The sequence below is a fragment of the Aeromonas sp. EU05-FHT14A05 genome (genome assembly GCF_058791175.1).
Genome location: NZ_JBYTDH010000011.1, coordinates 61386 through 78558, shown reverse-complemented (window position 1 = coordinate 78558; position 17173 = coordinate 61386). Strand labels below are relative to the sequence as shown.

The window sequence follows — 17173 nt, the reverse complement described above, 5'->3', positions numbered from 1 at the left end:
ACTGGCAGCCCCTTTTCATTTCAGGCGTTCGGGTCAGACCCCGTAGTAGGCCCTGTACCAGTCGACGAAACTCGCCACCCCTTCTCTGAGGCCCACCCGGGGTCGATAGCCGGTCACCTCGAACAGGGATTCGGTATCGGCCCAGGTGGCGAGCACATCCCCTGGCTGCATGGGCAGCAGGTTGCGGATGGCCCGCTTGCCGAGCGCCGCCTCTATGGCCTCCACGAAATCCATGAGTCGCACCGGGCTGCCATGGCCGATGTTGAAGAGGCGATAGGGGGCCGTGCTGGCGTCGGCTGCTCCCTGCCAGTCCGGGTCGCCCTGCGGGGGCCTGTCCGCGACCCGCACTATCCCCTCCACTATGTCGTCTATGTGAGTGAAGTCCCGGCTGAGCTGGCCCTGGTTGTAGATGTCGATGGGTTCCCCGTTCAGGATGGCACGCACGAACTTGAACAGCGCCATGTCGGGCCGCCCCCAGGGGCCGTAGACGGTGAAGAAGCGCAAGCCCGTGGTGGGCAGCCCATAGAGGTGGGAGTAGGAGTGGGCCATCAGCTCGTTCGCCTTCTTGCTCGCGGCATAGAGGGAGACGGGGTGATCCACCCCGTCCGAGGTCTTGAACGGCATCCGCTCGTTGAGGCCATACACCGAGCTGGAGGAGGCGTAGACCAGGTGCTGCACCCCGTGATGGCGGCACCCCTCGAGGACGGTGAGGGTGCCGTTGAGATTGCTGTCGGCGTAGGCAAAGGGGTTGTCCAGCGAATAGCGCACCCCGGCCTGGGCCCCCAGGTGGATCACCCGATCGAACCGCTCGCGGGCAAAGAGTGCCGCCATGGCGGTGCGATCGGCGAGATCACCGCGCTCGAAGCGAAAACCTGGCAGTGGCAGCAGCAGTGCCAGCCGCGCCTCCTTCAGGCTCACCTCGTAGTAGTCGTTGAGGTTGTCCAGGCCAACCACCTGATGGCCGTCGCGGCAGAGCCTCTGCGCCACATGAAAGCCGATGAAGCCGGCGGCGCCGGTGACCAGATATTTCATTGCCGTTGCTCCTCGCATAGCCCGGCGGTCAGGCTGTCGCCCCGGCCTATGGCGTAGTAGGTGAAGCCGCGCTGGCGCAGGCGGGCCGGATCATAGAGGTTGCGGCCGTCGATGATGAGGGCCTGTTTCAGGGTTTGGCGCAATAGCTCGAAGTCCGGGGCGCGGAACTGCTGCCATTCGGTGCAGATGAGCAGGGCGTCGGCTCCCTTGAGGGCGGCCTCCTGGGTGCCGCACAGGGTCAGATCGTCCCGCAGGCCGTAGAGACGCTGGGCCTCGCTCATGGCCTCGGGATCGAACGCCTGCACCTTGCCGCCAGCGGCCCAGATGGCCTCCATCAGTACCCGGCTCGGGGCTTCGCGCATGTCGTCGGTGTTGGGCTTGAAGGCCAGGCCCCAGAGGGCGAAGGTCCGCCCCCTGAGATCGGCACCGAAGTGCTGCTGCAGGCGCGCCATGAGCTTGTGCTTCTGGCCGTCGTTGACCCGCTCCACCGCATGGAGCAAAGGGGCATCGCAGCCAATCTGGCCGGCGGTGTGGATCAGCGCCTTGACGTCTTTCGGGAAACAGGAGCCGCCGTAGCCGCAGCCGGGATAGATGAAGTGATGGCCGATGCGCGGGTCGGCGCCTATGCCCTTGCGCACGGCTTCGATGTCGGCCCCGAGCCTCTCCGCCAGGGTGGCCATCTCGTTCATGAAGGAGATCTTGGTGGCCAGCATGGCGTTGGCGGCGTACTTGGTCAGCTCGGCGCTGCGGGCGTCCATCTGGATGATGCGATCCCGGTTGCGGTTGAAGGGGGCATAGAGCTCTTCGAGCAGGGAGAGGGCGTGGGCCGAATCTGTGCCTATGATGATGCGATCAGGCCGCAGGCAGTCGGCCACCGCGGCCCCCTCCTTGAGAAACTCCGGGTTGGAGACCACCTCGAGGGGCAAGTCGACCCCGCGATCGCGCAGGATGGCGGCGATATGACGATGTACCCGGTTGGCGGTGCCGACCGGCACCGTGCTCTTGTTGACCACCACCTTGCCGCCCTGCATCAGCCGCCCTATGGTGTCGGCCACCGCCAGCACGTGCTGCAGATCGGCCGAGCCGTCTTCATCGGGCGGGGTGCCGACCGCGATGAAGATAAGCTCGGCGAACGCCACCCCCTCGGCCACGTCCGTGGTGAAGTGCAGGCGACCGGCCTGATGATTGGCTTGCACCAGGGGGGCGAGACCGGGCTCGAAGATGGGGATCATCCCCTCTTTGAGGCGCTCGACCCTGGCGGCGTCCACGTCCACACAGGTTACCCTGTGGCCCATCTCGGCAAGCACGGCGGCCTGAACCAGCCCCACATAACCTATCCCGAATACGCTGACTCTCATCTGCTGTCGCTCCGCAGCCTGTGGCAAGGGGGTCATTTTAGAACGATTCCCGCCTGCTGGCAGCGAGATAGCCCGGGTTTTTCAGACGCGCTTCAGGCTGGCTTCAGCTTGAGAGGGGAAGGGCGTGACATATTTTGGTGCAAGGGTTGTAACGCGGCGCTGACGCGCACCATTTCGGCGCATGCGATCCCGTACTTGTGATCCGGGTCACTCAAAACGGACACTGTGGCCATAACGAAGTCCCGACTCACGGGGCTCGCGCCCGTCATCGGGTCTCAGACACTCTTTTCACTTCGCTACTGGACATAAGGTTATGGACAACACCCCCCGTTCGGCCCATCCGCTCTATGAGGATGTGCTCGCCCTGCTGACCGCGGCAGGCTTTGTATCCCTCGGCATCTTCCTGTTTCATCAGGTCGGTCTGCTCACCGGCGGTACCGCCGGGCTGGCACTGCTGCTGCAGCAGGTGACCGGCCTGAGCTTCGGCCTGCTGTTCTTCACCATGAACCTGCCGTTCTACGCCCTGGCCTGGCTCAGGATGGGGCCGCGCTTCACCCTCAACACCTTCGCCGCCGTGGCCACCGTCTCCTTCATGACGGATCACCTCAACGCCGTGCTGCAGATAGGCAAGATAGAGCCCGTCTATGCGGCCCTGATCGGCGGCACCCTGATCGGCATGGGGCTGCTCATCATGTTCCGCCACAAGGCGAGCCTGGGGGGCTTCAATATCCTGGCGCTGTTTATTCAGGACAAGTTCGGCATCCGCGCCGGCAAGCTGCAAATGGGGCTGGATTGCGCCATCGTCATCGCCTCCTTCTTCGTGGTCTCCCCCTGGCTGCTGGCGCTCTCCGTGGTCGCGGCCATCATCTGTAACCTGGTGTTGACACTCAATCACAAGCCGGGCCGCTACCAGATCGCCTGAGCCTCCCTCCACTTTGCAAGCAAAAGAGCGCCTGATGGCGCTCTTTTGCTATTCGGGATCCTGACTTGATTCACACCATCATGGGTTGCCCCGTCTCGGGGTGATGGATGGCTTGGACGGGGTAGTCGTGGATACGAAAGACGATGCGCCCGTGATCGCACCACCACTGATATCACACCACCATGGGCTGTCCCGTCTCGGGGTGGTGGATCACCTGGGCGGGGTAGTCGTAGAAAGGGAGGGCGATGCGCTCGTTATCACACCACCATGGGCTGTCCCGTCTCAGGGTGATGGAGCACCTGGGCGGGGTAGTCGTAGAGGCGGGCGATCAGTTCGGGGGTCAGCGCCTCTGTCGGGGAGCCGTCCGCCATCAGCCTGCCCTGCTCCAGCATCACCAGCCGGTCGGCGTAGCGCGCCGCCAGGTTGAGGTCGTGCAGCACCACCAGCACCGCGGTATTGCGGGCGGCCAGGGCGCGGGCCATGGTGAGCAGCTGATGCTGGTACTTGAGATCGAGGGCCGAGGTGGGCTCGTCGAGCAGCAGCAGTCGCGGCTGCTCGGGATCGGGCAGCCGTTCCGGTGACGGCTCCTGCCAGATCTGGGCCAGTACCCGGGCGAACTGCACCCGCTGGCGCTCTCCGCCGGAGAGGCCTGGGTAGAGGCGGCCGGCCAGGTGCTCGACCCCGGCATGGGTCATGGCGGCCCGCACTATCTGGTCGCGGCGGCTGACGGGTTCGCTGTGGGGCAGCCGCCCCATGGCTACCACCTCTTCGCACAGGAAGGGGAAGCTCAGGGACGAGCTCTGGGGCAGCACTCCGACTCTGTGGGCCAGGGCATCGCCGGCCCACTCTTGCCGCTTGCGACCGAACAGGGAGATGTTGCCGTCATAGGCCAGCTCGCCGGTCAGGCACTTGAGCAGCGAGCTCTTGCCCGCCCCGTTCGGGCCGAGCAGGGCGGTCAGGCTGCCCCCATGCAGGTCGAGATCCAGGTTGTCCAGGATGAGGCGATTGCCCCGGGTGAGGTTGAGACCGCGGCAAGCGAGCAGGGGGGAGGGGGATCCGGGCAAGGTGGCGTTCTCCTGTTACAGCGTCCGGCGACTCTTGACCAAGAGCCAGATGAAGAAGGGGGCACCCAGCAGGGCGGTGATGATGCCCACCGGCATCTCGGCCGGTGCCAGCAGGGTGCGGGCCAGCATGTCGGCCCCCAGCAGCAGGGCGGCGCCGAGCAGGGCGCTGAGCGGCAGCAGCCTGACGTGATTGGGCCCGGCCAGCAGCCGCACCAGGTGCGGCACCACCAGACCGACGAAGCCGATCATGCCGGCCACCGCCACCGCCACGCCGACCCCGGCGGCAGTGAGCAGGATGAGGCGCCGCTTGAGGCATTGCACATTGACCCCCAGATGACGGGCCTCACCTTCGCCCAGCAGCAGGGCGTTGAGGGGGTTGGCATCGCGCATGAAGAGCCACAGCAGGGCGACCAGGGTCAGCAGCGCCAGCCCCACGTCCACCGGCTTGCCTGCGGCCAGGGAGCCCATCTGCCACAGGCTCAGGTTGCGCAGCATCTGATCGTCCGCGAGGTAGGTGAGCAGCCCGATCACGGCCCCTGACAGCGCCGTGATGGCGACGCCCGCCAGCAGCATGACGGTGACCGAGGTGCCCCCCTCACGGGTGCCCAGCAAATAGACAAGGGTGGTGGTGAGCGCCCCGCCGAGGAAGGCGAGCAGGGGCAGCAGACCGAGGCCCAGCAGGCTCTGCAACTGCTGGCCGAGGGGGGCCAGCAGCACTATGGCCAGGGCGGCCCCGAGCGCCGCACCGCCGGAGACCCCTATGATGCCGGGGTCGGCCAGGGGGTTGCGAAACAGCCCCTGCATCACGGCGCCGCAGAGGCCGAGAATGCCCCCCACGGCGATGCACAGCAGGGTGCGTGGCAGGCGGATCTCCTGCACTATCAGCAGCTTGTGTGCTTCTATCCCGCTATTTTTGCCGGCAAACAGGGCCTGCAGACTCTCGGCGAAGGAGAGGGCCATGGGGCCGGTGGCGAGGGAGCCGACCAGCAGCAGGGCGAGCGTGCAGCCGGTGAGCACGAGCAGCCAGGGCAGCGGCAGACGCATCATGAACCCTGCTTTATCCACTGGGCTATCTGGTTGGCCTGCTGCAAGGATCTCAGGCTGAGCCCCCCTTGCAGGGCGTGACCGTCGATGGCGTGGATGGCCCTGTTCTTGCCTGCCGGCGTGGCGGCCAGGGCCGGCACCTGGGCCAGCACGCTGTCGACGCTCTGGTATTGCTGCCAGTCACGACCGCTCACCAGCACCAGATCCGGCTGCAGTTCGATCAGGGATTCGGTGGAGACGGGCTTGTAGTCGTGCAAGCGGGCGACCGGGTTTACACCGCCGGCCAGGGTCACCAGGGCGCTGGCGGTGGTATTGCCGCCGGCTATGCTGGTGGGCTGGCCCTTGTGCAGCAGCAGGAAGGCGACCCTGAGGGGCTTGTTCTGTTTCGCCTGGGCGGCCAGCTTGTCGCTCTGGACGGCTATCTCGGCCTTCAGCCTGGTGCCGGCGGCCTGATTGCCCAGCAAGCCGGTCAGGGCGTCGATCCGCTCGTTGAGGTTGGCCAGGGTGGGTGCCGTCGGCAGCACTGTCACCTCGACGCCGGCCCGGCGCAGCTGTTCCAGGGCCGGTGGCGGCCCCATCTCGTCGCTGCCGACCAGTCGGGTCGGGGCCAGGCTCAATATCCCTTCGGCAGCCAGGGCGCGGTGGTAGCCGACTCTCGGCAGCCCCTTGGGTTCAGGGCTGCTGACGTCGGTGGCAATCAGGCTCTGCTCGCCCCCCAGGGCCATGATGAGCTCTGTGGTGGCCGGGCCTATGCTGACGATGCGTTCCTGCGCGGCAGCAGGCAGGGAAAGGGCTGAACAGCCGAGCAGGCTGAGTGCGAGGGCAAAACGACGGCCCATGCGAACCTCCGAAGGGTGTATGAGAGTGGGATTGCCGCCGAGAATATCAAGCTCGTGAAAAAAATGCACTGATAATGAAAGCGATTATCAATTGCGTTAAGGGGGCCGCTTTATTACAGTATCCGCCGCGAGACCGAGTACTATCGCCAGATCATCCAGGGAGAACCGATGAGCATTGCACAACGCATTCATGCGCTGCTGGAACAAGATCCCAGCGCCCATCCTTCCAGCATCGCCACCGAGCTGGCCGTCAGCGAGTGGGAGGTGGTGCGCCACCTGCCCGCCGAGCTGATGACGCTGGTGCCGAGCGATCAGGCCGAAGCCCTGCTGGCGGATCTGGCCAGTTGGGGTCAGGTGACCACCATTGTGGAGTCCGACGGCTCCATCTTCGAGGTGAAGGCCCCCTTCCCCAAGGGCAAGACGGCCCGCGGCTACTACAACCTGATGGGTCGGGACGGCGAGATGCATGGCCACCTCAAGCTCGACAACGTGGTCGGCATTGCCCTGGTCAGCAAGCTGTTCATGGGCAAGGAGGGGCACTCCTTCCAGTTCTTCGGCCACAGCGGTCGCTGTATTTTCAAGATCTACCTGGGCCGTGACGAGCAGCGTCAGCTGCTGCCTGACCAGGTGGAGCGTTTCAAGGCCCTGCGCCACCAGTATCAAGAGGAAGTGAAAGCATGAGTGAACGTCAGGAGCGTCTGCAGAACCGTCTGCAACCGGAGATCCGCGAATTTCGTGACGGTTGCCGTACCCTGCAGCTCGCGACCGTGGATGGCGAAGGCAACCCCAATGCCAGCTACGCCCCCTTCGTGCTGCAGGAAGATGGCTACTATGTGCTGATCTCCGAGATAGCCCGCCATGCCCGCAACCTGCAACAGGTGCCCAAGGTCTCCCTGATGCTGATCGAGGACGAAACCGGCGCCCGCGAACTGTTCGCCCGCAAGCGACTCACCTTTGACGCCGTGGCCGAGGTGGTGGCACGGGATGACGAGTGCTGGGGCAAGGCGATAGCGGCGCTGGAGGGGCGTTTCGGCGAGATCGTCAAAGGGCTCTCCAACCTCAAGGACTTCGTGCTGTTTCGCCTCAAGCCCGAGCAGGGTCTGTTCGTCAAGGGCTTCGGCCAGGCGTTCCGGGTCTCCGGTGACGAGCTGGTGGACTTCGTCCATCTGGTGGAAGGGCACAAGCGCGTCGACAACGGCGCCGAGTTGACCAGCGAGACGGACGCACCTGTCTGAGGCGCGAGGTCATGAGATGAAAAACGGGCAGCCTGGGCTGCCCGTTTTGTTACCTGTCCCCCAATCGGGATCACTCCTGCCAGGAGGCCTTGTTGGGGAAGGCGTCGCGATCGGCCTGGGTGGCGGTCTCGTTGCACTCCCCCCGGATCTTCCAGGAAGTCTGGCTGAGGATTATGTAGCCGGTGCGGCAATAGTTGCGCGCCGCCAGCGTCTCGGTCAGTTGCTCGTCCTGCAGGGCCTCGCGGCGCTCCAGCAGGCTCTTGCTGTTGCGGCTCAGCCGGCTGTCATCCTCCTGCAACCGACTCGGCAGGACGTCGAGGGGAGCGGCTTCGAAGGTGAAGCGCTTGCTCCCCTCTTCGTTGATGTTGGTATGAAACAGGGGGGCCGGGCCGTCGGGCGTGGTGCCCGGCATTCCGGAGCAGGCCGTGATCGCCGGTAACAACAGCACAAGGGCAACGGCAGAGAATAGACGCACGCAAGACTCCAATCAGGTGATCACTTCAAGGCAGGCAGATTAGCACGCCAGCGCGGGTTGAGCCGCCTCGAGCAGCTGATCCGTGGTGAGCAGGGTTATGCGTCTGCCCTCGGGCAGGTCCAGACGCTGCCACATCCAGTTGTGGTGCTCGATGATCTGCTCGGCGCTCAGGTGGGGACGATCGGCTGTGGTGTGACCATCTTGCAACACCAGCACCTCAAAGCCATGGGCCGCGGCGCTGCGTACCGTGGTATCGACGCAAAAATCGGTGTTGCTGCCACAGAGGATCAGCCGGTCGACGGACTGTTCGGCCAACAGGAAGGCCAGCTCGGTCTCGAGGAAGCTGTCGCACGCCGTCTTGCGTACCCGGCTATCCCCCCTGGCGGGTTGCAGGGCCGGGTGCAGTTGCCAGCCCGGGGTTCCGGGCTCCAGCTCGCCCCCTGGCAGTTCGTCATGCTGGATGTAGATGACCCGGCCATGATGCTGTCTGACATGGGCCGCGGCCCGGTTGATGTTGGCCAGTACCTGTGGCTGTTGGTGATGGGTCGCTTTCATGACCCCTTGCTGCACATCGATGATCAGTAACACGTCCATATTTTACCCGCCGTATCCTGGAAGATTAGGGTTGCAGCCACTGGCTGCAGTCACGGCTGCGGGATTGATGCAGCGCGCCCATATCTTGCTTCATTTCCGCTGCATTTAGCCAGCGTTCCGGCAGGGGGGCTATGTGCACCCGCACGTCGGCACTCCGTCCGGGGGCGGCCTTGCCATCCTGGGAGCCAGTCTCAGGCACCACCAGGGCGACTCTCAGCGCCGGATTGCGGCTGGCGATGCGGCTCGCGATACCCAGCCCCCCCTCCACGTGGAAGTTGCCGGCGATGTGCATGATGCGCCGGCCGGGATGCTGCTCGAGATAATCGACCATGCTCTCGGCCATGGTGTCGTCCCAGCTGGTCTGGGCGGCGAAGCGGCGGGCATTGCCGTCCGCATCCCCATGATGCATGGAGGCCATGAACTTCTGGCGATAGGGATCCTCCCCCAGGGTGAGCTCGCGGGCGAGCTGGCTGCGGCGGCTGGCAGGCAGCTTGTCGAGCCACTCGGGGCCTTCCTGACCGACACAGCTCACCAGCGGCTTGGGGGCATTGGCGGCGATCACCGTCAACTGCTGCGCCTTGGCAAATTCCACCAGGGGGCGGTAGTCGCTCGGGTAGTTGGGCCAGGCATGGCCCTCGCGGATCAGCGTGGATTCGCCGATGCGCCCGGCCAGGTAGGCATCCAGCACCGGTTGATCGGCGCGGGTGAACTGCTCCATGGAGAGCACCAGGGCCCGGCCATCGACGCGCGACATGCCGGCAAGCTGTGCCAGCAGGTTTGCCTGCAACAGGTGCACGGCCGGGTGGCTGTGAAGCTCGCCCACCAGCACTATGTCGGCATCCCTGACCTTGTCCACCGCCTGGGCGAGGCTGAGGGGCCTGTCGTCCGTCCCCTCGCCAAGCTGGTAGTGATAGAGGGTCTGGGGAGGCTGGCTCTGCGGCGGGGTGGCACAGGCGGCCAGCAGCAGGGGCAGGGCGAGCAGGGGGAGTTGTCGAGTCATGGCATCTCACTCACAAAGGCAGAGATTGGCAAAGGTACAGCACCATACGATGGCAGCATGGCGAGCAGGAAAAAAGAGGCGCTAGTGTAAAACCGTTCAGAAGCAAAAGAAAATGAGAATGATTCACTTTATTATTGATCTTTGTCGCGAGCTGGGTAAGATGCCGTTCGGTTGATAATGATTCTCAATAAGGACTTTGCAGTGGCGCACAACAACACCCCCTCTCTGATTGCCCTCGCCGTGGCGGCCGGGCTGGTATCCCCTGCTTTCGCCGCAGACAAGAAAACGGATGAAGTCATGGTCGTCAGCGGCTCCCGCATGGAGCAGAAGCTGGAAGACGTCTCCGGCCCCATCGCCGTCATCACCTCGGAGCAGATCGAAGAGCAGGTCGTCAGCAATGTCGCCGATCTGTTCCGTTATGAGCCGGGCGTGAGCGTGCAGGGGGGGGCGGGGGATGCCCAGACCTTCACCATTCGCGGCATGAGCGAGAACCGGGTCAAGGTGGTGCAGGACGGGGTGCGCCAGAACGACGCCTACAAGAATGGCGGTGTGGGCCAGACCTACTTCGACACCGACATGATCAAGCAGGTGGAAGTGGCCAAGGGGCCGGCGTCCGCGGCCTACGGCTCCGATGCCCTGGGGGGCGTCATCGCCATCACCACCAAGGATGCCGGCGACTTCCTCAAGGGGAAGGACAGCTACCTGGACGCGACCACCGGCTATGCCTCCAGCAGCCACCAGAAGATGGCCGGCATCACGGGGGCGCTGCGCACCGGCGAGTTCGAGAACCTGTTGCGCTACACCTGGCGCGACGGCGGGGTGACCCAGAACTACGACAGCGACAAGGACGAGTTCGACATCGTCAGCCAGGCGGTGCTGCTCAAGAGCAAGTGGAACCTCTCCGATGATCAGTTCCTGAAGCTGACGGTCGACTACTTCACCGAGGGGCAGGATCCGGATGCCATCGATCTGACCAAGGCGGGCTCCGTCTTCAATCAGCCGATCACCGATAAAGACACCGACAACCTCTCCCTGGTGCTGGATCACGGCCTGGCCCTGAACGCCCCCTGGGCGGATCGGGTGGACAGCAAGATTTACTACACCCGCACCAAGCAGACCCTGGATCAGTACGCCTCCTCCAAGTATCCGGTCAACCCGCGCAACCCCTATGTGACCAAGAACTCCCTGGATCACAACGGTTTCGAGCAGGAGAGTCTGGGGGCCCAGGTGAAGTTCAGCAAGGCGCTCGCCAGCCAGCGCCTTGCCTGGGGTGTGGAGTATGAGCACACCGACAACGAGCGTACCCGTTTCAAGGCGCCGACCGTACCGGGCGACTTCGTCGGTTACAGCGAGCTGAGCTTCCCGTCCACCACCAGCGAGCGCAGCGCGCTCTGGGCCTTCGACGAGATCAAGTTTGGCGAGCGCTGGGTGCTGACCCCGGGTGCCCGTTACGACTACTACAAGATGACCCCGGACGAGGATCCCGCCTACACCGGCGAGAACATGCAGAAGATCTCCGAAGGGGAGTTCTCTCCCAAGCTGGGGCTGGTGTTCAAGGCACACGAGGCGGCCAACCTGTTCGCCCAGTACAGCCACGGCTTCAAGGCGCCCATGTATGACAACGCCTTCTCCACCCTGAACCACCAGGCCTACGGCTATCGCATCGAGCCGAACCCTAACCTCAAGCCCGAGAGCAGCGACGGCATCGATCTCGGGGTGCGCGGCAGCAGCGGCGGCTTCAGCTACGAGGTGGCGACCTTCTACAACCAGTTTGACGACTTCATCGAGCTGACCGCCGTGGGGACAGAAGGGCGCACCGCCATCTATCAGTACCAGAACCTGGACAAGGCGACCACCAAGGGGGCCGAGGTCAAGGCGGACTATTGGCTGAACGAGCTGGTGAACGTCTGGGGCAACCTGGCCTACATCGAGGGCAAGGACGGCGACGGCAACTACATCAACAGCCTGAGCCCGTTCAACGGCAGCCTTGGGGTGCGTCTGGAGCAGCCGAACTGGAACATCAACACCGCCCTGCGCTTCGCCGACGACATGGACAAGGTGGGCAAGGACGCCAGAGGCAACGACAACATCAAGAGCGCCGGCTGGGGCGTGGTGGATATCTACGCCCAGTTCAAGCCGATGCAGGATCTGCAGCTCAACGTCGGCGTCTTCAACCTGTTTGACAAGGAGTACGTGAGCTACGAGAGCATCACGGGCCTTGCGGCCAGCTCGGACACCAGCAACCAGACCGAGCCGGGTCGCAACCTGAGCGCAAGGGTCAAGTACGTGTTCTGATACTTGCCAGTGACAATGATGAAGGGGCCCTTGGGCCCCTTCTCTGCGTCTGGCGGCCCAAACCGGCCCCAAAAAGAAACCCGCCAGGGGCGGGTGTAAGGATTGCAACACTCATCAGGAAGCGGTGTTATCCAGATAGACAGGGGGATGTGACAAAGGTTCAACTTTATTGATATTTATCGTTTTTATCTCCCCTTGCCCCTGGGGATCCCCGCGCCAAAATCGGTTATCATTTGTGCCCCTTGTCCCGCTGCCGAGCCCCTATGCCCGCCTTCTCCTGGTTAGCCCTGTTCTTTGGCGCCTTCTACTTCGTCTACGGCGCCTATCTGCCGTTCTGGTCCCTGTGGCTCGAGGGCATAGGGGTGAGCGCCGAGCAGATAGGCTTGCTGCTGGGGGTCGGCATGGCCATCCGTTTTGCCGGCAACCTGATGGTGATGGGACGGGTCAAGGGGGCCGGTCAGCTGCTGCCCGTCACCCGGCTGCTCTGCCTGCTGAGCCTGCTGGCGTTTCTGGGCTTCTACCTCAGCCACAGTCTCTGGTGGCTGGTGCTGCTGACCCTGGTGGCGAACTTCATCTACCCGACCCTGATGCCCATGGGGGAGGCGCTCGCCACCCGCATGGTGGTGCAGACGCACCTCGACTATGGCAAGGTGAGGCTGTGCGGCTCCTTCGCCTTTATCGCCGCCTCCACCCTGGTGGGGGCCCTGGTGAGCAACTTCGGCAGCGACTGGGTGCTGCACACCATGGTGGCGGGACTGCTGGCCATGCTGGCGCTGAGCGTGCTGCCGCTGCGGCCGCAGCCCCAGGAGCTCAAGGGGGAGCGGGCCCGGGCCTCCCTGCTCGTCACCTTCAGGTCAGCGCCGGTGCGCCGCTTCCTGCTCATTACCGCCCTGCTGCAGGGCAGCCATGCCGCTTACTACGGCTTCAGCGCCATGTACTGGAAGGGGGCGGGCTACAGCGGCACCCTGATCGGCTACCTGTGGGCCCTGGGGGTGGTGGCGGAGATCGCCATGTTTGCCGCGGACAAGCGCTTCTTCCACCGCTTCGGGGCCCAGACCCTGTTTCTGGTGGGGGCCGTCGGCTGCGTGGTGCGCTGGGTGTTGCTCGGCGCCTCTACCGAGCTGGCGGTGCTGGTGCTGGGTCAGCTGCTGCACGGGGTCACCTTCTGCATCAGCCACCTCGGCGCCGTGCGCTTCATGACCCGCCAGCTGCCCGCCGAGCAGCAGATCCCCACCCAGGCGCTCTATGCGGCGCTCGGCCTCGGCATGACGGTGGCGGCCCTGATGGCGATCTGCGGTGTGCTGTTCGAGCCGCTCGGTGGGGGCATCTTCTTCATCATGGTGCTGGTGGTGCTGCCGGTCTTCGTGCTGCGGCTGCGCGGGGAGCATGAGGGCGCCGCCGCCTGAGCGGGCACACTCAATGACGGTTGCCCGTCGGCACGCTGAGCCGGCGCGGCGCTCAACACATCTGAACAAGGGAAGAATGTAGATGCACCAAGGATGGCTGCTGATCGGGTTGTCGCTCGCCTATCTGGGCTTGCTGTTCCTCATCGCCTATGTGGCGGACAAGAGCAAGCGCCGTCGGCTCAAGGGCCAGCCCCTGCTCTACAGCCTGTCGCTCGCCGTCTATTGCACCTCCTGGACCTTCTTCGGCACCGTCGGGCAGGCGAGCGAATCCCCCTGGTCGCCTGTGCCCATCTATCTTGGCCCCATGCTGGTGTTCCTGTTTGGCTGGCGCCTGCTGGCCCGCCTCATCCTGGTGGCCAAGCGCGAGCACATCACCTCCATCGCCGACTTCATCGCCGCCCGCTATGGCAAGTCCCAGCGCCTGGCCATGGTGATCAGCCTGATCGCCGTCATGGGGATACTTCCCTACCTGGTGCTGCAGCTCAAGGCCATCGTCACCGGACTGGATCTGCTGATGGCCAACTCGGTGCCGGCGGGGCCCACGGGCAACACGGCCGAGCTGGCCCTCGGCGTCGCCCTGTTGCTGGCCCTGTTCAGCATACTGTTCGGCACCCGCAACCTGGACGCCACCGAGCACCATCGCGGCATGGTGGTCGCCATCGCCTTCGAGTCCGTGGTCAAGCTGCTCGCCTTCATGGCGGTGGGGGGCTTCGCGCTCTGGCTCATCATCGCCAGGCCGAGCGAGGCCCGCACCCTGGTGGCCGGGGACTTTCTCGATGCGGTGGTGGCGGTGTCGCCGGGCAGCCTGCTGGAGCTCGCCATCTATACCCTGGTGGCCATGTGCGCCGTCATCTGCCTGCCGCGCCAGTTCCACGTGACTGTGGTGGAGAACAACCAGGGCCAGGATCTGCACTGGGCGCGCTGGCTGTTCCCGCTCTACCTGTTCCTGATGGGGCTCTTCATCTGGCCGCTGGCGCTGGCGGGCAAGCAGTGGGTGGGGGCCGACATGGCCTCGGACACCTATGTTATCAGCCTGCCCATGTCGCTGGGCTTCGACGGCATGGCGATGCTGGCGTTTCTCGGCGGCACCTCGGCGGCCACCGGCATGGTGATCGTCTGCACCATAGCCCTGGCCATCATGGTCAGCAACGATCTGGTGCTGCCGGTGCTGCTGCGCCGCTTCTGGCAGCAGGGGCGGGATGAGCGGCTGATGCGGCTGCTGCTGCAGGTGCGCCGGGGCGCCATACTGCTGATCCTGCTGGCGGCCTGGGTGCTCTATCTCTGGCTCGGGGATCTCACCAGCCTGTCGCGCATCGGCTACCTGTCGTTCGGCGCCGTGGCCCAGTTCGCCCCGGCCCTGCTGCTCGGCCTCTACTGGCGGCACGGCAACCGCAAGGGGGTCTATCTCGGTCTTACCCTTGGCATCAGCCTCTGGTTCCTGACTCTGCTGGCCGAGAGCGGCCTGCTGGCGGGCTCGCCCCTGGAGGCGCTGCTGGCCCCTCCCGACTGGCCCGCCTTTCGCGAGCTGAGCCTGGGGGCCTGGTGCATCTTCCTGAGCCTGTTGCTCAACCTGCTCGGCTACGTGGCGGGCTCCCTGCTGTCGCGGGCGGCGGTGAGCGAGCGGCTGCAGGCCGCCAACTTCGTCGGCAAGCCGAGCCGGGATACCACGGCGCTCTACCAGGCGCGGGTCTCGGTCAAGGAGCTGGAGATGCTGGCGGCCCGCTTCGTCGGCTCGAGCCGGGTCAAGCGCGCCTTCGGCCGCTTCGCCGGCGAGCGCGGCGGTACCCTGGCGCCCCAGATGCAGGCCTCTGCCGACCTGATTGCCCACACCGAGCGGCTGCTGGCGGGGGTATTTGGCACCTCCTCCGCCCGGCTGGTGCTGGCCTCTGCCCTGCAGGGGCGCAACATGCAGCTCGAGGAGATAGCCACCATAGTGGACGAGGCCTCGGACGTGTTCCGCTTCAACCGCGGCCTGCTGCAGGGTGCCATAGAGCACATGGGGCAGGGGATCTCTGTGGTGGACAGGGAGCTCAAGCTGGTGGCCTGGAACCGGCGCTACATAGAGCTGTTCCACTATCCGCACGGGCTCATCCAGGTGGGGCGATCCATCGAGGAGATCATCCGCTACAACGCCGGGCAGGGGCTCTGCGGCCCAGGGGACATAGAGGCCCAGGTGGCGCGCCGGGTCGCCTTCATGAAGCGGGGCAGCCCCCATGTCTCGGCGCGGGAGCGACCGGACGGCCGGGTGATAGAGATGCAGGGCAATCCCATGCCGGCGGGGGGCTTCGTGATGACCTTCACCGACATCACCCCCTTCCGGGCGGCGGAGCGGGTGCTGCGGGAAGCGAACGAGCACCTGGAGGCGAGGGTGGCCGAGCGTACCCACGAACTCTCCGAGCTCAACCGCCAGCTGCTGCTGGTGAACCAGCAGGTGGAGCGGGCGAACCACTCCAAGAGCCGCTTCCTGGCGGCGGTGAGCCATGATCTGACCCAGCCGCTGAACGCGGCCAAGCTGTTTACCTCCTCCCTGCTGGAGATGCTGCCGCAGGGAGGAGAGCAGGCGGCGGAGCAGGTCCGCATCGCCCGCCACATCGACGATGCCCTGGGGGCAACCGAGGATCTCATCACGGATCTGCTGGACATCTCGCGCCTCGAGGCGGGCAAGTTCAAGGCGAAGAAGCTCGATTTCGCCCTGAGCGACGTGCTGGGCAACCTCAAGGCGGAGTTCGGGGTGCTGGCCCAGGCGGGAGAGATCCAGTTCTCCGTGGTGGAGAGCCGCCTCGCGGTCTACAGCGACGTGCGCCTGCTGCGCCGGGTGTTGCAGAACTTCCTCACCAATGCGTTTCGTTACAACCCGGGCGGCCGGGTGCTGCTCGGCTGCCGCCGCCTGGGGGACAAGGTGCGCATCGAGGTGTGGGACAATGGCCCCGGCATTCCGCTGGACAAGCAGGAGGCGATCTTCGACGAGTTCTCCCGCCTCGATCATTCCCGCACCGCCAGGGAGCAGGGACTTGGCCTCGGGCTCGCCATCGCCCGCGGCATCTCCCAGGTGCTGGGACATCAGCTCTCCCTGCGCAGCTGGCCCGGGGCGGGGTCCGTGTTTTCCATCACCCTCAACCTCGCGACCCGGCCGGTGACGCCGAGCCAGCTGGCGGCCCCCGTGGTGCGGGACAGCCAGCTCGAAGGGATCCGGGTGCTCTGCATCGACAACGAGGAGGACATCCTCATCGCCATGGCCTCCCTGCTGGGACGCTGGGGCTGCGAGGTGCGCTGCGCCCAGAGCCTGGAGCAGGCAGAGGAGATCATAGGGGCCGGTTTCCTTCCCCGGCTGGTGCTCTCCGACTACCACCTGGATGACGGCAAGACCGGGCTGCAGGCGCTGCACATGATCCGGCTGGCCCATGGCAACGACATCGGCGGCATCATCATCAGCGCGGATCGCAAGAGCGAGCTGCAGACCCAGATCCGCGAGCACGGCTTTGGCTACGTCAGCAAGCCGGTCAAACCCCTCAAGCTGCGGGCGCTGATGAACAGCCTGCTGCTGCCAATACAGTGACAGCCTTCACACAATCAAGCATTGATCGGCAAGTTAGGGAACTGTCATCAGGTGCCAGCATCACCGATGTTGGCGCCAGCTTGCCGGCATGTTCGCGAACAATCTGGAAAATGAGTCCTATTCGCTGTCATTTTTACTAGGTAGCGCCTCCTCCGACTCCCTCCTATAGTCATTCGGCGATTATTTTTGTCGCAAATCAAGTTGTGCAAAAAGGCAAACCGGACGAAAGTCCGGGACGCAAAGCCTCCGGTCTAAGGGTCAAAGCACCTAGGATAGCGGGGTCACCACAGGTTGTATCGTCCATGGGCCAAGCCATGGTGGCGATGATGTCTGCGTTACCTGGCAGGTTGCGT

At 64.8% G+C, this 17173-nt stretch carries 14 protein-coding genes and 1 riboswitch; of the genes, 6 read left to right on the top strand and 8 right to left on the bottom strand.

The genetic code is table 11. The features are described 5' to 3' along the window. Positions 1–33: 33 nt before the first annotated feature. Together AC3WR3_RS15660 and AC3WR3_RS15655 are read right to left on the bottom strand one after the other, a co-directional pair. Positions 34–1032, bottom strand: coding sequence for an NAD-dependent epimerase (locus tag AC3WR3_RS15660; RefSeq protein WP_492292266.1), 999 nt, complete (start codon positions 1030–1032; stop codon positions 34–36). Beyond that, positions 1029–2390, bottom strand: a complete 1362-nt coding sequence (locus AC3WR3_RS15655) for a UDP-glucose dehydrogenase family protein (RefSeq protein ID WP_492292265.1) — start codon at positions 2388–2390, stop codon at positions 1029–1031. Before AC3WR3_RS15655 ends, AC3WR3_RS15660 begins: the two co-directional genes overlap by 4 nt. 313 nt (positions 2391–2703) lie before the next feature. Here AC3WR3_RS15655 and AC3WR3_RS15650 point away from each other — a divergent pair, with 313 nt between their 5' ends. Continuing rightward, positions 2704–3312 carry a YitT family protein gene (locus tag AC3WR3_RS15650; RefSeq protein ID WP_202047080.1) on the top strand — a complete coding sequence of 203 codons (609 nt, stop codon included), beginning with the start codon at positions 2704–2706 and terminating at the stop codon, positions 3310–3312. A 257-nt stretch (positions 3313–3569) separates the two neighbouring features. On the opposite strand, the gene AC3WR3_RS15645 is transcribed toward AC3WR3_RS15650, so the two are convergent. The 3 genes from AC3WR3_RS15645 to AC3WR3_RS15635 are packed head-to-tail and all read right to left on the bottom strand — an operon-like array spanning position 3570 to position 6259. Beyond that, positions 3570–4376 (bottom strand): heme ABC transporter ATP-binding protein, encoded by an 807-nt coding sequence (locus AC3WR3_RS15645; protein WP_492292264.1) that lies wholly within the window; start codon positions 4374–4376, stop codon positions 3570–3572. A gap of 15 nt (positions 4377–4391) precedes the next feature. Then, the gene (locus AC3WR3_RS15640) at positions 4392–5423 is read right to left on the bottom strand and encodes a FecCD family ABC transporter permease (protein ID WP_492292263.1); all 1032 of its coding nucleotides are present in this window, start codon (positions 5421–5423) and stop codon (positions 4392–4394) included. After that, positions 5420–6259 carry a heme/hemin ABC transporter substrate-binding protein gene (locus AC3WR3_RS15635; RefSeq protein WP_492292262.1) on the bottom strand — a complete coding sequence of 280 codons (840 nt, stop codon included), beginning with the start codon at positions 6257–6259 and terminating at the stop codon, positions 5420–5422. The genes AC3WR3_RS15640 and AC3WR3_RS15635 overlap by 4 nt, the downstream gene beginning before the upstream one ends. 168 nt (positions 6260–6427) lie before the next feature. Between AC3WR3_RS15635 and hutX the strand changes: the two genes are divergently transcribed. Both hutX and hutZ read left to right on the top strand, forming a co-directional pair. Next, positions 6428–6940: a heme utilization cystosolic carrier protein HutX gene (gene hutX / locus AC3WR3_RS15630; RefSeq protein ID WP_005329147.1), complete on the top strand. Its 513-nt coding sequence runs from the start codon at positions 6428–6430 to the stop codon at positions 6938–6940. Beyond that, positions 6937–7494 (top strand): heme utilization protein HutZ, encoded by a 558-nt coding sequence (gene hutZ / locus AC3WR3_RS15625; protein WP_492292261.1) that lies wholly within the window; start codon positions 6937–6939, stop codon positions 7492–7494. The genes hutX and hutZ overlap by 4 nt, the downstream gene beginning before the upstream one ends. 70 nt (positions 7495–7564) lie before the next feature. On the opposite strand, the gene AC3WR3_RS15620 is transcribed toward hutZ, so the two are convergent. Genes AC3WR3_RS15620 through AC3WR3_RS15610 form a run of 3 tightly spaced genes read right to left on the bottom strand, consistent with a single transcriptional unit; the run spans position 7565 to position 9563 of the window. Continuing rightward, a complete protein-coding gene (locus AC3WR3_RS15620; RefSeq protein WP_289983511.1) occupies positions 7565–7969 on the bottom strand; it encodes a hypothetical protein in 405 nt (134 codons plus the stop codon). 39 nt (positions 7970–8008) lie between these two features. Further along, positions 8009–8563, bottom strand: a complete 555-nt coding sequence (locus AC3WR3_RS15615; protein WP_342058810.1) for a cysteine hydrolase family protein — start codon at positions 8561–8563, stop codon at positions 8009–8011. 25 nt (positions 8564–8588) lie between these two features. After that, positions 8589–9563, bottom strand: coding sequence for a ChaN family lipoprotein (locus tag AC3WR3_RS15610; RefSeq protein ID WP_492292260.1), 975 nt, complete (start codon positions 9561–9563; stop codon positions 8589–8591). A 201-nt stretch (positions 9564–9764) separates the two neighbouring features. On the opposite strand from AC3WR3_RS15610, the gene AC3WR3_RS15605 reads away from it, so the two are divergent. The 3 genes from AC3WR3_RS15605 (at position 9765) to AC3WR3_RS15595 (ending at position 16820) form a co-directional block, all read left to right on the top strand. Further along, positions 9765–11858 (top strand): TonB-dependent hemoglobin/transferrin/lactoferrin family receptor, encoded by a 2094-nt coding sequence (locus AC3WR3_RS15605; protein WP_043130408.1) that lies wholly within the window; start codon positions 9765–9767, stop codon positions 11856–11858. 263 nt (positions 11859–12121) lie between these two features. Next, positions 12122–13264: a 3-phenylpropionate MFS transporter gene (locus tag AC3WR3_RS15600; RefSeq protein ID WP_492292259.1), complete on the top strand. Its 1143-nt coding sequence runs from the start codon at positions 12122–12124 to the stop codon at positions 13262–13264. Between the two features lie 82 nt (positions 13265–13346). Beyond that, positions 13347–16820, top strand: coding sequence for a hybrid sensor histidine kinase/response regulator (locus AC3WR3_RS15595; protein WP_492292258.1), 3474 nt, complete (start codon positions 13347–13349; stop codon positions 16818–16820). 202 nt (positions 16821–17022) lie between these two features. Further along, positions 17023–17109: riboswitch (cyclic di-GMP riboswitch) on the top strand. The last annotated feature ends 64 nt before the right edge of the window (positions 17110–17173 follow it).

Coding starts and splice junctions, on each gene's coding strand:
- AC3WR3_RS15660 (WP_492292266.1), bottom strand. CDS start 1,032: ATGAAATATCTGGTCACCGGCGCCGCCGGCTTCATCGGCTTTCATGTG.
- AC3WR3_RS15655 (WP_492292265.1), bottom strand. CDS start 2,390: ATGAGAGTCAGCGTATTCGGGATAGGTTATGTGGGGCTGGTTCAGGCC.
- AC3WR3_RS15650 (WP_202047080.1), top strand. CDS start 2,704: ATGGACAACACCCCCCGTTCGGCCCATCCGCTCTATGAGGATGTGCTC.
- AC3WR3_RS15640 (WP_492292263.1), bottom strand. CDS start 5,423: ATGATGCGTCTGCCGCTGCCCTGGCTGCTCGTGCTCACCGGCTGCACG.
- AC3WR3_RS15635 (WP_492292262.1), bottom strand. CDS start 6,259: ATGGGCCGTCGTTTTGCCCTCGCACTCAGCCTGCTCGGCTGTTCAGCC.
- hutX (WP_005329147.1), top strand. CDS start 6,428: ATGAGCATTGCACAACGCATTCATGCGCTGCTGGAACAAGATCCCAGC.
- hutZ (WP_492292261.1), top strand. CDS start 6,937: ATGAGTGAACGTCAGGAGCGTCTGCAGAACCGTCTGCAACCGGAGATC.
- AC3WR3_RS15615 (WP_342058810.1), bottom strand. CDS start 8,563: ATGGACGTGTTACTGATCATCGATGTGCAGCAAGGGGTCATGAAAGCG.
- AC3WR3_RS15610 (WP_492292260.1), bottom strand. CDS start 9,563: ATGACTCGACAACTCCCCCTGCTCGCCCTGCCCCTGCTGCTGGCCGCC.
- AC3WR3_RS15600 (WP_492292259.1), top strand. CDS start 12,122: ATGCCCGCCTTCTCCTGGTTAGCCCTGTTCTTTGGCGCCTTCTACTTC.
- AC3WR3_RS15595 (WP_492292258.1), top strand. CDS start 13,347: ATGCACCAAGGATGGCTGCTGATCGGGTTGTCGCTCGCCTATCTGGGC.